Raw genomic sequence first — 13445 nt, 5'->3', positions numbered from 1 at the left:
AGCGGTAGGCGTGGAGACTGACGGCGTGTCCGTTCAGTGCGGCTTGAGGATGATGACGAACACGACGGTCGGGGGCGTGCGGCGGTACCTGCGCAGCGCGCGATCCATGTTGGGCGGGCGGGTGGTCACGATCACCCGGGGGCGGCGAGGGGAGCGTCGGACGCGGCGGCGCGGCGCATCGCCGCGCGAAGAAGGGGGCGTGGACGTGTCCTGCGACGGAGTGGCTTCTGCCGCACTGCGCTCAGTATCACGCCTGCGACGGAGGCTGTTGATGAGGGGGCGCGTCGCGCCGATGGAGTCGAGGAACTCGGACCTCAGGGCCGGGTCGTCGATGGCGTCGTACGCGCGGACGATGTCGAACTCGTCGTCGGGCATGGCTGTACCCCTGCTCTCGTGTGTTTGTGCATGTCGAATCCGGCGGTACCGAAAATGGCGCACGTACAGAAGGGCTGAATACACACGAGGTGGGGGGTGTGAATTCCGCAGAGCGGTATAATTGTTCGCCGTGTTGAGTTGCGAGTAAATCACACTCTATTCCGTCGATTCAAGAAATGGGGTCGCGAATTCGACGAAACATGCAATGAAGTGTATTTATTGGTGTTCGGGTACGCAAAACCAGGCACCTATTATCCGGGCGCCGGTCCAGGGGAATCGTTTCCCCCGTTCGATTCAAGCATCAACTCCCGTGTGATGCAAGGGCGTTGGTTGTGCACTTGTTGCGCCATGCAAGCGGTATGAAACGGGTGAAGCGTACATACTGCACACCTCTGTCATTCTTCGCTTCTGCGACGCATCGAGACATTCTTTTTCTGAAGTGACAGGAAACTTCTGCGGCTCCGGACGTGGTGTCAATCAAAATTGTCGCCCCGGCCCAGGTGTCAAATGGGCGGTGTACGGTTGCCCCGTGAGCAGTGCGGCAGTTGGGGAGTGGTGACATTGGACGGCGGCATGGATTTCGGTCCCTGGCTCGCGCGACAGCTCAAACAATCGGGCCTGAGCCAGGCTGAGCTGGCTCAGCGCATCGGGCTGACGCGAGCGGCGGTATCGGCCTGGATCACCGGGCGGGCGACCCCCCGCGAAGAGACGATCAACAAGATCGCCGAGGCGCTCGGTACGGACCTGGGGACAATTCACACCCGTACCGCGGACACCCTGGCCGGCCTGCCGATCTCCTGGTACCACCGTCCCGGACACGCCGACGGAGGACGCGAGTTCGGGAACGCGGCGGCCTTTGCTTTCGAGGCGGACGTCGGCGTCCTTGCGCGCGAGGCGACCCAGAACAGCCTGGACGAACGCCTCGACCTCGCACAGCCGGTCCGGGTGCGCTACACGCTGCATGAACTGTCGGGCGAGGCACTGGCCCGCTTCCGGGACGAGATCCGCTGGGACGACCTCCTTCCGCACTACGAGGCGGCCGCCGAGCAGGACCAGAAGGTCGGACGGATGGTCGCTGCCGGATTGCGCGACATGTACGAGCGCGATCGACTGGTCCTCCTCCGCATCGACGACTACAACGCCTCCGGGCTGACCGGCGACGACTACGAGACGGGTCGGTTCGCCGCCGTCGTGCGCCGCCAGCTCGACAGCCAGAAGTCGATCAGCGGTGCCGGTGGCTCGTACGGTCTCGGCAAGGCCACTCTCTGGGCGACGAGTCGACTCGGCCTGGTCCTCATGAACTCCACCCTGTCGGAGCCGCACGAAGGTCGGACCGAACGACGACTCATCGGCCGACTCGACCTGCCCTGGCGCGAGGTGGGAGGAAAGTCCTGGGCCGGACCCGCCTGGTTCGGTCGGCCGGACCCCGACGCGGACAGCGTGGACGTCGCCCGCTCGTGGTGGGCCGACGAGGAGAGTGTCGGGCGTCTTCATCTGTCGCGAGAGAGCGCCGAGCCCGGCACGTCGTTCCTGATCGTCGGTGCCCACGACGTGGCGAGCCTCGCCGAAGGGACCGAGAGCGAAGGCGTCGAGGACGACGACAGCGTGCATCGGATGCACAACCGACTCCTGGATGCCCTTGGTCGGAACTTCTGGGCGGCCATGACCGGCGGAGAAGCGCAACGGCCATTGCTGGAGGCCTCCGTGCGGACGCTCCGCAACGGAGTTGAGCTCATCCCCGAGACCCGGGTCGACCCCCGTGTCACCCAACCATCGCGGACACGTGCGCTGCAGGCGTTCCTGGACGGCACGACCGTGGAGCGGCTGACCGAGTCCGGACAGGTCGCCATGACAACCGTGCCGCTCGGCGTGCCGGCACTCGCGGGACGCGGGAACGGCGGTGAACACAGGGCGGTCGTTCTGGTCACCGAGGCCGAGGACGCCGACGGGAAGCCGAACGGGGTGACGACCATGCGGGGCAACCGCATGACCGTCAGGGTCGCTTGGGTACCCGGCCTGCCTGTCGGGACCAACCCCTTCCATGCAGTGCTGCTTGCCGGCCACGCGGCGGGCGAGGGCGCCCCCTTCGCGGACGAGGCCGAGGCATTCCTGCGGGCCTCCGAACCGCCCGAGCATGACAAGTGGGGGCAGACGGAGGAACTGCGGATGCTGTACTCGCCGTCCGCGTACCGTCGGATCACCGGACTCACCACCCAGACGAACAAAGCCGTGCGTGACCTCGTCGCGTTGCCCACCAAGAAGCGCAACGGCGGCTCGGAGCGGCTGCGCAAGCGCCTGGCCGTGGGAGGTCGGAAGGTGACCCGGCCGACGACGGCGGCGGGTCCGCCGACATTGGAGGAGCTCGACGCCCAGATCAACGGCGACGGCGCGTGGTGCGTCACGGCCGAGGTGAAGATCCCCGCCGGGGGCGACTCGTGGCGCCCCGCACCGGTGGCCAAACTGGATGTGCGCTCGGGGCCCCGACCAGTCCTGGCTTGGTCCGAGCTCGTCGCCGTGCACAACTGTGAAGTGGTCGGCGGCACCATCCACTTCGCGCCCGGCGCGCGCAACGCGACCTTCCGAGGAACCACCGACGTATCCACGCATCCGGTAAGGGCCGTGTTCAGCGGCCTCGTCGTGGAACTCCGTACCGACAAGGGGGGCCAGGCGTGAGGGTCTATCCGTACAAGCGACTTCCCGGCGTGGTGTCCCTACGGGTTGACGCCGTTGAACTGCGGGGGCCGGGCGAGATCCGGGAACCCCTCGACACCACTGCGTTCTCGGCCATCGAGCAGGTGGTCGCTCCGGGAGTGGCCGAGCGGGACGATTGGGAGAGCGTCCGTCTGAAACTCTCCGCCACCGTGCCGGGCAGAGCGACCGAGCCCGACGGCCCCTGGTCCGACGTGGCGGTCGTCGCCGTACTGAGCGAAGGCGCCACCAACACACGGATCACGGCCCCCCTGAAGCCCGGCGAAGAGGGTGGCCGCCAATGGACGGGCCATCTCGACCTGTGGCGTGCGGACCACTTGGACCGGGCCACGATGTCCCTCCATGTGGTCGCCACTGTCGACGGTGTGCGAGGACGCGAGATCGCCACCTCGGACAAGGACTGGATCGTCGACCTTCAGGCCGAGGCGCCCCTGCGCGAGCGGGAACTCGAAGTCGTCGAAGTCGGTTTCCGGGAAGGGCCGGAGTGGCTGCGTCGTTTCCGGGAGGTGCCCTGGATCGTCGACACGTCCGGCGACCTTCCCGTCGTTCACATGAACACCGATTTCGAAGGAGTCGCCGATCTTGTCGGCGGCAACAGCACGTCGGTCGACAACCTGGTTCGAGACCTGCTGATCGCGCAGATGTGTACGGATGTGTGGACCGCCGTCTTCCACACCGCCATCGGTGACCTGGAGATCGAGGACGACGGAACGCCGCTGTTCCCCCGCGACTGGCGTGGCGAGGTACTCCGAGAGATGCTGCCCGACGTCGTGCCCGACCGCCCCCTGGAGGAGTCTCTGCGTGAGGTCCACCGGCGGCGGACCGGAACGTCCGGTTGGACCGATCTCCAACCTCGCATCCACTACGCCGCGACGCGCAGGGCGGAAGTGCCCAAGGCCCTGATCGCCACCATCCGCGGCCTGGACCGCATCCACCGGGGGACCGACGCATGACCGACAAGCCGAACCACCTGCCCGAACGCCTGGCGTTGCTTGCGGACCTCAACGCGGCGCAGTACCTCACCGAAGGACTTCTCACCGGCAAGGAAGACGTCCCTGCCATAGCGCTCAACAAGATCACCGAACCTCTGCCGCACGCGGGGGAGAGCCGCGCCGAGCTGGAGCCGGTCCGTGATCTGATCGACGACGCCATGCACGGATTCCGCGACGGAAAGGTAACAGCTGCTGATGCTTGGCTCGCTCCTCGGCTTCACGCGACGCTGAGGCTCAGCCGCCGCGAGGCCGCAGACCGCAGGCTCTGGAACTACCTGGCCCTGGGCGTCGCCCCCGACTACGTCGTCTGGCGGCACCTGTCCGAGCCGAAGAAGGACGGGGAACTGCCGAAGGTCGCCTCCACCCGGTTTCGCGGCCCTGCGTACACCCAGGCGTTCGCCCGGCTGTGGTGGGCGGCCGAACTTTTCCGCAACGGTTCCGACTATGCGCCGGTGGCGACCGTCTGCGCGCACCAGGACATGCTCAACACCGCTCTACGGCTCGACGTGATCGACCACCGGCCGACCGCACAGGCGATCGTGCGGCTGATCACGCGCGCCACGGTGAGGACCGGCAGGGAGATCAATGCCTTGGTGGCAGCGATCAACGCGTCCGCAGCGACGCTCATGTACGACGTCGTCGCCCCGGACGCGGAACGGGACGGCAGGCCGCTGCAGGCCTGGATCGAGGCAGCCGAGTCGGCACCGGCTGTGCCGCGCAGAGCGCTTCCGGAAGGTCCGGACGAGGAGAAGACCCCGGAGACCTCGGTGGCCGTACTTGTCGACCACTTCACGGAACTCTTCGCCGAGGTCCCCGTACGCGGAAAGGCGGCCGCCGACGACACGAAGGCCAGCGAACTTTGACACCTGGGCCTTTCGAAGGCCTCAGGCGTATTCGGCCTCGTCCGTGGCCAGGCTCTCGGGCTTCCAGTCCTTCAGCAACGCATACCACTTCTCCTGCGGCGGTTCGCGCAGGAGCGCCATGCTCAGGATGTGGAGCGAGAGGCGAGGCGGGATGGCGTTGCCGATCTGCTGGGCCACGTCGGTGGATCGCCAGGGATAGGCGACGGGAAACGACTGGAGCAGCCCGGCTTCCGGGAACGTCAGGCGATCCAGCTCCTCACCGACGTCCTTCGCACCCGACTCGGCTTCCTTCAACAGGAAGAGACGGTTGCGTCGTACCTTGCCGGTGATCGTCGGTGCGGGATCCACGGAATTGCGGCGCCCCCGTTTCTTGGGGTCGCCGCCGGAGCCGTAGTTGGAGACCATGACGAATTCATGGGGACGCGTCGCATCGAGAGCGTCCCCCATGGACACCCACGGCTTGATCTCTCCGTCGCCGTGGGGGGGCGGAAACAGCGAACCGTCCTGGTGGTCGTCCTTCGCCGTCAGTCGTTCGGCGCCCTTCCTGTACCGCTGATGGGTCGCTTCCGGGAACCGAACCTTCCGGCGCTCGTTCCCCGGGTCGTACTGCGCGATCAGTACGGCACGCCGTCGCGTCTGCGGGACACCGAAGTCCTCGGAGTGCAGGACATGGGCATCAGCGGCGTAGCCGGTTCGCCTGAGGATCTCGACGTAGTGCTTCCACACCGGCAGGACTGTGGGTACCTGCTCCAGAACGATCACGTCGTACGGTCTTCCGCGCTTGAGCTTGGCTTCCATGATCCAGCGCAGCGGCTGGAGCACGAGTCCCGTGCGCTCGTCGGACATGAGGTCGGTCTCGGCCTTGACCTCTTTCCACGCTGCCTCGAAGGACGCGAGGTCTTCGTGGTCGGCCAAGCACGTGGCCAGGCGCTTCACATCGTCCAGCGCCTTGTGACCCTTCCGGTTGCCCGCGACGGAGAAGGACTGGCACGGCGGCCCGCCGGTGAGAACATTCGCGCCGATGACCTCGGGGTCGCACGGTCCGAGTTTGGCGACATCCTTCTCCACGGTGGTCAGGAGACCGGCCGCTTTCCGCGTCGCACGCGTAGGGTCGTCCCACTCGACCCCGATGCTCTTCAGGCCCATGATCGTGGCGGCGATGTCGAGGCCGCCGGGCCCTGCGAAGAGATCCACGATGTGGATCTGCGCAGGCTGAAGCGATCGATGAGGTGGGTGGGTCATGGTGTGAAAGTGTAGCCGGCGTGCGAGGCCGCTCGGCGCCGTACGTTCGAGTCCGGCGTCCACGACGTATCAGGCGCCGAGCGCGGCCGTGATGGCCTGCCCGAGTGCTTTCCCGACTGGCGGCGGAGAGGCATGACCGATCTGCCGGTACCGGGCCGTCTTCTTTCCGGCGAAGCGCCATTCCGCGGGGAATGCCTGCAGCAGCGCTGCCTGCGAGTCCGTGAGCTTGATCATGTCCAAGGAACCGTCGAACTCGGCCCCCGGGACCTCGTCGGCAAGAGCGCCCCCGTTGACCCCCATACGGGCCCACGCCTTTTTCGTCCCCGTCGGCCCGAGGTCGGCGCCACCGCGATTGTCGGAGCCGCCCACGAGGGTCGGTGCCACACTGAGCGCCCGAGCCGCCCACGCGTCGGCGCCGGTCCAACCACGAGCCGCCATGGAGCGGCGCAGCGCTCTGCCCACCGACACGTGCTCCGTGACCGTCGGCGTCGGCGGCCGGAAGGCGTCGAAGTACCGCTCCTTCAACGCGACGAGCACCCCCTGCTTGCGGTCCTGCGGTACGCCGAAGTCGGCGGCGTTGAGCACGAACCAGCCGAACCGGTATCCGAGGTGTTCCAGTTCCTTGCGGATGAACTCGCGAGCGGACTCGAACTCCGGGGCATCGACCAGTCCCGGCACGTTCTCGATGAGCAGAGCGCGCGGCTGGACGGAGTGGGTCAGAAGGACCGCAGCCTCCAGAAGGCGCAGTTCCTCCTCGGTCTCGGCCCTCGCCGCAGTCGCGCTGGACTTCACGCGCGGAAGTCCTGCCGACAGCAGGTCGACGTCGTAGGTCTCCGGATGCTCGTCCGGAACGAAATCCAGAAGGTCCATTTCCAGAACCCGCCACGTCGGCCGGTTCAGGCGAAGCGTCTCGCATGCCACTGGCTTGCTGTCCAGCAGCAGCACAGGTTCGAAGCCGGCCCCTTCAAGCCCCAGGGCTAATCCGCCGGCCCCGGCGCACACGTCGACAAACCGCAGCTTGCTCATAGATCCCCACCCCTGTGTTGTACCCGGCGCCCGCGCCGTTCCCGGTCGACGACTGCGGCCACCTGTTCGGCGACTCCGACCGCGGGAGCGTGCTCCCAGAACCGCAGCACCGTCCACCCGGCCGCGGTCAGATGCTCGGTCGTCTCCAGATCCCGTGCAATGTTCCGATCAAGCTTCTTCCGCCACCACTCGGAGTTCGCCTTCGGTTGCGTGGCGTGCTCGGGGCAACCGTGCCAGAAGCAGCCGTCGATCATCACTGCCACCTTGGACCGGGTGAAGGCGATGTCGATAGTGCGCCGGGACATGCCCGGGACCCGTTCGTTGATCCGGTAGCGATAGCCCGCGGCATGCAGCAGCTTTCGGACGGCCACCTCGGGAGCGGTGTCGCGGCTCGCCTGGCGGCTCATCCGGGCGGAGACGCCGGGGGATGAAGGCTTCGCGGTGCTCATCACTGCCAAGTCTCCTACGCCCCGCCGCTCTCGCGATCAATGATCGCGAAATCGCTCTTCCCTGAATCGATGGTCCGGAAGCGCACCAGGCCCTTCTCCCGTCCGGTAGTCGACTTCGGGGCGACCAGGGAGAAGGCCATGACCAGACGCCCGGGGTCGATCGCACCGCCCGCGGAGAGCCGGGGTTCGTCCTCGACCACGGGATACAGGACCAGGACGCCGCGTCGCTCACGGGCGAGGGACTCGACCAGCGGGTCCCCCGAGTCCTTCAGCGCGCCTGCCACCCGCAGGGCGACCCCGCGGTGCTTCGGCTCGCTGATCGCACCGAAGAGATCTCCGCGACGACGAGTTCGGTGTGCCAGGGACAGCGGACGGGAGTCGAAGATCGTCGCCTCCGTACGGCTGACCGACGTCTGCTGCGGGACGATCACGAGCCAGTCGTCGATGCCCGGGCCAGACTCCTCGACGGTGATGAGGGACTCCAGATGCGGTGAGAACTGCGAGGGAGCGAACCAACGCAGGTCGCACAGGATCTTCAGCAGCGTGTTGTGATCGACGATGCCGAGCAGGGCCTCGTAGCTGTCGCTGCGACCGTGCTCGGGGGAGGAGCAGCTCACCGTGACGGGTGTGGGGTCGAGCGAATCCAGGACGGGGCGCCAGGCCTCCGCGTTGTGCCGCAGATCCGCCGCATCCGTCGGGTACGCCGTCGGCTCCACCCACTCGCCCGGCGACCGGATCTCCACCAGCTCCGCGTTGAACATCTTGTTGCGGGCGGACGGCTTGATCCAGGACAGGTGCTGGGAGACCAGAGGCGGGATCTGGGCCGGGGTGACCTGGGGCTTGCCGTCCACCAGGGTGGCGTACCGGGTGAGTTGGGCGCGGAACGTCTCCTCGTCACGGCAGATGGCCTCGAAGGCCTCGTACAGGTCGACCGTCTTCGACTTGCCCATGGGCTCCTCGCGGCCGATGTAGAGGCGGACCAGGTCGCGGTAGCCGGGGCGGAAGCCGAACCACCGGCCCATCTGCATCAGGGTGTCGGCCTGCTGGGTCTTTCGGCGGTAGTACGTCACCGTCAGGCCCTCGACCGTGAAACCGCGGGAGAGCTTGGTGCCGCCCACCAGGATCTTCCACACGTTCGGGGTGCGGTCGAAGTCGAGGTCGGGCTGGGCGTAGTCGCGCTCGGTGTCGCCGTTGACGACGATCACCGGTGTGCCGCCGGAGTTGATCAGCTGACGGGCCCGGAAGATGTGTGGCTTCAGCTCCTCGTACGACGCGGGGGTGGGCAGTCCGTCGTCGGCGAAGCGCTGGAAGTCGGAGGCCAGCAGGGCCGACAGGCGGTCGTGCCCATCCTGGCTGGTGTACGCCGCCTCGTGCCACAGGGAGCTGATGCGCAGCGCCAGGGCTGCGTGCTCGGCCATGCGTACGGACTCGTGGACGAGCATCGTGTGGTGGCGGAACGGGCCGTCGGGGACGCCGTTGGCCGCGCGGTACAGCTTCAGGGCTCCGGTGAGCAGGAAGGCGTCCAGCGCTTCCCGGAGGCGGTCCCCCGTGTCCTCGTAGATGCCGCGGATGTGGGATTCCTCGGCGGTGCCGGTGGTGGAGTCGTCGGTCCGGTCCAGGTCGTGGAAGTCCTGCACGCCCATGTAGCCGGTCGGGCGCGGCAGCGAGATGAGGAAGTCGCGGGGAAAGATGTCCTCGCCGTCTCCCGGGTCGACGAAGACGTTGGCGAAGGGCGTCGCCGTGTAGCCGACGTACTGGGCGCGCGGGAGGAGGCCGAGCAGCTGGGAGATCTGGCCGTTGATGGCCGTACGGGCGACCTTGCCCTCCTCCCACTTCTTCGGGTCCGTGGTGTTGACCGAAGCCTGGTCGGACTCGTCGTCGATGATCAGCGCGGGGATCTCGGAGAGGAGCGGACCGATCTTCTTCAGGTCCTTGATGAGCTTGGCCAGCACGGACTTGTTCTTCTTCACGACCATCACGCGCGCGGCCGCACGGTGCAGGTTGTCCGGGGCGTGCAGCGGCTGCGTACGGACCTGCTTGTCGAATTCGAGCGCGCGGATCCCGGTGGCCAGACTCTTGTAGTCGTCGTCCCGGGTGGTGAGGCGTTCGATGTCGAAAGCGCCTCGGGTGGAGGGCCGGCCGCCGTGACTGACGAACTTCGCCGGCCAGTCCTCGTCGTCCTGGTAGTCGATGTCGATCAGGGCGTCCGGATCCGACGGGTCGGCGCCGCGCAGGATGTTCTCCTGGCCGATCAGTTCCATGTCCAGGCGGCGCTGGGTCTGGCCCCGCAGGAGGTTCAGGGTGCCGCCGAGGACGATGACGAGACGGTAGCCCGCGTCGATGGCCTTCGCCGTGACGCCGGTGAAGTTGGCGGTCTTGCCCGACTGGACATAGCCGACGACCAGGCCGCGGGCTCCGTACGCCTCGGCGCGCGTGGGGTCGGCGAGGCGCTCGACCACGGCGTGGCTCGCCTCGTCGAGGCTGGACACGGCCGCGTCCGACCAGCCCTTGCGGCGCAGCAGTTGCTCGTACGAGTTCCAGTAGAAGGAGCGGGCCGCCGCGGTGTCCCGGGAGTACCAGGAAGTCGGGGTCCTGCTGATGATCGTCGGGCCGGGCTCCTTGAAGACCGGCACCGCATGGTCGAGCGCCTTGCGCAGGTCGGCGCCGAAGCCGAGGCGGGTGTGCGTGTCCGCGCGGCGCTCGTCGGTACGGGGCGGGGCGGCGGACCAGTCGGCCTGTTCCGCCAGGTCCCAGCCGGTCAGAGTGCGATGCCAGAGCGCGGTGAGCTCGTCGCCGGGGCCCGCGGCGACGATGCGGTCCCGGAAGTGGCTCAGCTCCGTGTCGGCGGGTTCGTCGGCCTCGGTGAGTACGAAGGCCAGCTTGGTGAAGTGTTTGGGTCCGCGGCGCATCGCGGCCAGGACGTCGCCGTGCAGGTTGAACAGGTGGTCGGTCATGGTGGGGACGGCTTCCTCGGGAGGGGAGGTCGGAGGACGGTTCGGTTGCTCAGCGCGCGAGTTCGCAGCGCGCGGCCGTCACCAGGACGCTGTTCCACAGGGCGACGTTGTCGGTGTGGACGGCCCGTACCCGTTCCTTCTGGAAGATCTCGTTGACCATGAGGTAGAGCATGCTCTTGACGACCGGGGCGTCGTTCAGGCCACCGCGGCGGCCTCCGTTGAAGGCCTGCCGGTACTCCTTGTTGAGCTTGACCTCCCGCTCCTCCCGGTCGAGTTCGAAGAAGACTTCCGACGGCAGCGTGTCCCAGCGGAAGGTGATCGGGTCCTCGCCGTCCAGTTCCGGCAGTTCGTCCCGGAGGGCGCGCTTCAGCTTCGGGTCGAGGCCCTTGCCGGCCGGGATGACGGCCTTGCGGGTCGGTTCGGTGGAGCGGCGGGCCGCCTCCCGATACGTCGTCTCCGCTTCCTGGAGGTACGCGGCGAATGTGTGGCCATTGTCGGCGGCGGCCTGTTCGAGACCGCGGGCGAAGGCGGGCGTGACCGTCACGCCGTCCTTCTTCACCGTGAGGCTGAAGACATCGTTCGGTTCGGTCGGCAGGTCGACCGCGATCCGGGCCAGGGCGAGGTGGCCCTCGGCGCTGCGGGTGCTGTTCCAGCCGCCCGCCTGGACGAGCCGGTCGTTGCGGTAGATGTAGAAGCCCTGGCGTTCGGCGAGCGGACCGATGCCGCGGAAGCTGACCAGGGGTGACTTCGGGGGCCAGATGTGCGCGGTCAGCGCGAGCTCGCCGACGCCCTCGATCGGTGCGGTGTACGTGCGGGAGTAGCCGGCCCGGCCCGGCACCCGGTAACCGAACGGGTCGAGCGGCTCTACGCCGCGGTGGTCGAGCTCCTCCTTGGTCCGCACGTCCTCGACGACGATGTCGACGTTGAAGCCCTCACGGGCCAGGAAGCGGTGGAGATAGAGGCCGAGGTGGGTCTCCAGCTTCTCGATCGCGTCATTGAGGAACCGGTCGGCCTGACCCGCAGTCACGGTGTCGAAGGCCCGCACCCGGTCCCAGCGGACGATCGTGCCGTGCCATTCGACGATCCCGTCGTAGCGGTCGACGAGGTCCTGGCAGTAGCGGGGGTCGACGACGTCGCAGGTGAAGTCGGCGTGGGCGCGCGCCGTCAGCCAGCGGCGGCCGGTGGACGGACTCTTCTTGGTGCGGCTGATGACAGTCAGCGAATCGGCGTGCGAGAGGGAGGCGGCCTTGAGGCCCGCCCCGAAGTGACCGAGCGCGCTTGCCGCGTACCCCTCGCGGCCGCCGACCGTCATCGCGGTGTCCAGGGCCTCGTCGTTCATGCCGCATCCGTCGTCGACGACGAGCAGGCTGACGAGGCGGTCCTCGTCCCGGAGGAAGCTGATGACGACGTTACGGGCGCCCGCGTCGATGGAGTTGTCGATCAGGTCGGCTATGGCGGCCTCGAAGCCGTAACCCTGGTGCGTCAGCGATTCGACGTAACGGGCGGCGGGCGGAAGTCGCTTGCTGCCGGTCGTCGGGATCTCGTACTGCCAGTCGCCGGAAGGCTGATAGGGCGTCATGAAGACTTCCTCGCGCACACAGAGCTGGAACCTGCGTGGGGGAGGTGTGGCCCTGAGATCAATGGATTGAATGTGATGATATTGCAAAGGTGGGGCATTGGGGAATTGGCTGCGTAAGCGGTTATCCGTGGGTGGTTCCGCCGCGGACAGGTCCCGGGGGCGTGGCGGTCGATGGGTCAGGAGCCTCGTCGACCGGGGCGGCAACGGCGCCGATGGGGGCAGCGTATGGCGGACAGTGCGGACGTGGCCGGGGCAGTGGGGGCGCGGGGCCGTTGAGTTGCGGCTCACGGTGCGCGGCACGCATGTCGAACGGGCGACGTGAGAGCGCTCAGTACGTGGTTACGTAACGCGCCCGCGCCCGCGCTCGCTGAGGCTCTCCACTCGGCCGGCCCGGCACCGTCCGCGTCCCCGGGCGGTGAGGGCGGCTCCTGGGCCCAACCGGAATGGGTGCGAGCCGCGTACACCTTTACGTCGAGCGAGGCACTGAAGCATGCGGTGCAATGCGGGGTGCCGTTAACGAATGTGTCACCAGCCGCCGTAGGACCGGTGGCGGGTCGCTCGGTGCGTGCGGGCTGTCGGTGGCGGGTTACGGCGTCATCGTGGGACTCTATTCTGACGCGCTTTCAGTGAGAGTCGGGTGTGGTGCTGGGGTACACCTCAGCACCACACCAGGACATCAGGCTGGAGATCAGGGTCGAACCGGTGCGCAGTTCCGCGAGCAGCCTCTACGCTCGCGGTGTGAGTGAGATCCGGCTCGGCCTTGGTAGCCGGGACCTGAAGCGGAACAAGTGGGCCATTGGCGGCATGGGCGTTGTTTGCGCCGCCGTTGGGGCGGCGATCTGGTGGCTTCCGGCAAACAGGACGAGTACGCAACCGGATCCGGACCGCGGCGCGTGGCTTTTGGGGATAGCGGTCTTCTGGATCCTTCTGGCCGTCCACATGATCAATCAAGCGCGCGGAGCCACGTACCTCGCCCCGGACCACATTCGCCTGCAGAGCTTCGTGAAGCGCCACTCGATCCCTTGGAGTGAGGTCGCGCGCTTCGAAGAACGGCAGCGGCGCACCTGCGGCGGCCCGTACTGGGATGTTCGTGTGCACCGGACCAAGGGTCGTCCACTCACCATGCCCGGGCTGTTCACCAGTGGTCGGCGGGACTGGGAGTTCGACGAGAATCTGGTCAAACTCCATACGTACTGGGCGTCAGCAAAGGGCACGGGTCTCCTGCCACCCGGGTGAAAAGGTCGAGGTCCGGGCGG

10 protein-coding genes are annotated in these 13445 nt (G+C 67.4%); 4 read left to right on the top strand and 6 right to left on the bottom strand.

The features are described from left to right. Positions 1-33: 33 nt before the first annotated feature. Positions 34-375 (bottom strand): hypothetical protein, encoded by a 342-nt coding sequence (locus ACFU8W_RS12430; RefSeq protein WP_384035296.1) that lies wholly within the window; start codon positions 373-375, stop codon positions 34-36. Between the two features lie 573 nt (positions 376-948). On the opposite strand from ACFU8W_RS12430, the gene ACFU8W_RS12425 reads away from it, so the two are divergent. Genes ACFU8W_RS12425 through ACFU8W_RS12415 form a run of 3 tightly spaced genes read left to right on the top strand, consistent with a single transcriptional unit; the run spans position 949 to position 4939 of the window. After that, positions 949-3048: a helix-turn-helix domain-containing protein gene (locus ACFU8W_RS12425; RefSeq protein ID WP_384035293.1), complete on the top strand. Its 2100-nt coding sequence runs from the start codon at positions 949-951 to the stop codon at positions 3046-3048. Then, positions 3045-4037, top strand: coding sequence for a hypothetical protein (locus ACFU8W_RS12420; protein ID WP_345517905.1), 993 nt, complete (start codon positions 3045-3047; stop codon positions 4035-4037). Before ACFU8W_RS12425 ends, ACFU8W_RS12420 begins: the two co-directional genes overlap by 4 nt. Continuing rightward, positions 4034-4939: a DUF6339 family protein gene (locus tag ACFU8W_RS12415; protein WP_384035289.1), complete on the top strand. Its 906-nt coding sequence runs from the start codon at positions 4034-4036 to the stop codon at positions 4937-4939. The genes ACFU8W_RS12420 and ACFU8W_RS12415 overlap by 4 nt, the downstream gene beginning before the upstream one ends. A 21-nt stretch (positions 4940-4960) precedes the next feature. Here ACFU8W_RS12415 and ACFU8W_RS12410 read toward each other — a convergent pair whose 3' ends face one another. The 5 genes from ACFU8W_RS12410 to ACFU8W_RS12390 form a co-directional block, all read right to left on the bottom strand. After that, positions 4961-6181 (bottom strand): DNA cytosine methyltransferase, encoded by a 1221-nt coding sequence (locus tag ACFU8W_RS12410; protein WP_384035286.1) that lies wholly within the window; start codon positions 6179-6181, stop codon positions 4961-4963. 69 nt (positions 6182-6250) lie between these two features. Then, on the bottom strand, positions 6251-7207 hold the full coding sequence (locus ACFU8W_RS12405; protein WP_384035283.1) for a DNA cytosine methyltransferase: 957 nt from the start codon (positions 7205-7207) through the stop codon (positions 6251-6253). Beyond that, a complete protein-coding gene (locus ACFU8W_RS12400) occupies positions 7204-7656 on the bottom strand; it encodes a very short patch repair endonuclease (protein WP_384035280.1) in 453 nt (150 codons plus the stop codon). The genes ACFU8W_RS12405 and ACFU8W_RS12400 overlap by 4 nt, the downstream gene beginning before the upstream one ends. 14 nt (positions 7657-7670) lie before the next feature. After that, positions 7671-10610, bottom strand: coding sequence for a Z1 domain-containing protein (locus ACFU8W_RS12395; protein WP_384035277.1), 2940 nt, complete (start codon positions 10608-10610; stop codon positions 7671-7673). 49 nt (positions 10611-10659) lie between these two features. Continuing rightward, on the bottom strand, positions 10660-12189 hold the full coding sequence (locus tag ACFU8W_RS12390; RefSeq protein WP_384035274.1) for an ATP-binding protein: 1530 nt from the start codon (positions 12187-12189) through the stop codon (positions 10660-10662). 738 nt (positions 12190-12927) lie between these two features. On the opposite strand from ACFU8W_RS12390, the gene ACFU8W_RS12385 reads away from it, so the two are divergent. Then, positions 12928-13425, top strand: coding sequence for a PH domain-containing protein (locus tag ACFU8W_RS12385; RefSeq protein ID WP_384035271.1), 498 nt, complete (start codon positions 12928-12930; stop codon positions 13423-13425). Positions 13426-13445 lie beyond the last annotated feature (20 nt).

Source organism: Streptomyces sp. NPDC057565 (assembly GCF_042801455.1).
GTDB classification, from domain to species: Bacteria; Actinomycetota; Actinomycetes; order Streptomycetales; family Streptomycetaceae; genus Streptomyces; species Streptomyces yanii.
Note: the sequence above shows the minus strand (reverse complement) of the source record. Positions and strands in the feature narration are given on the sequence as shown.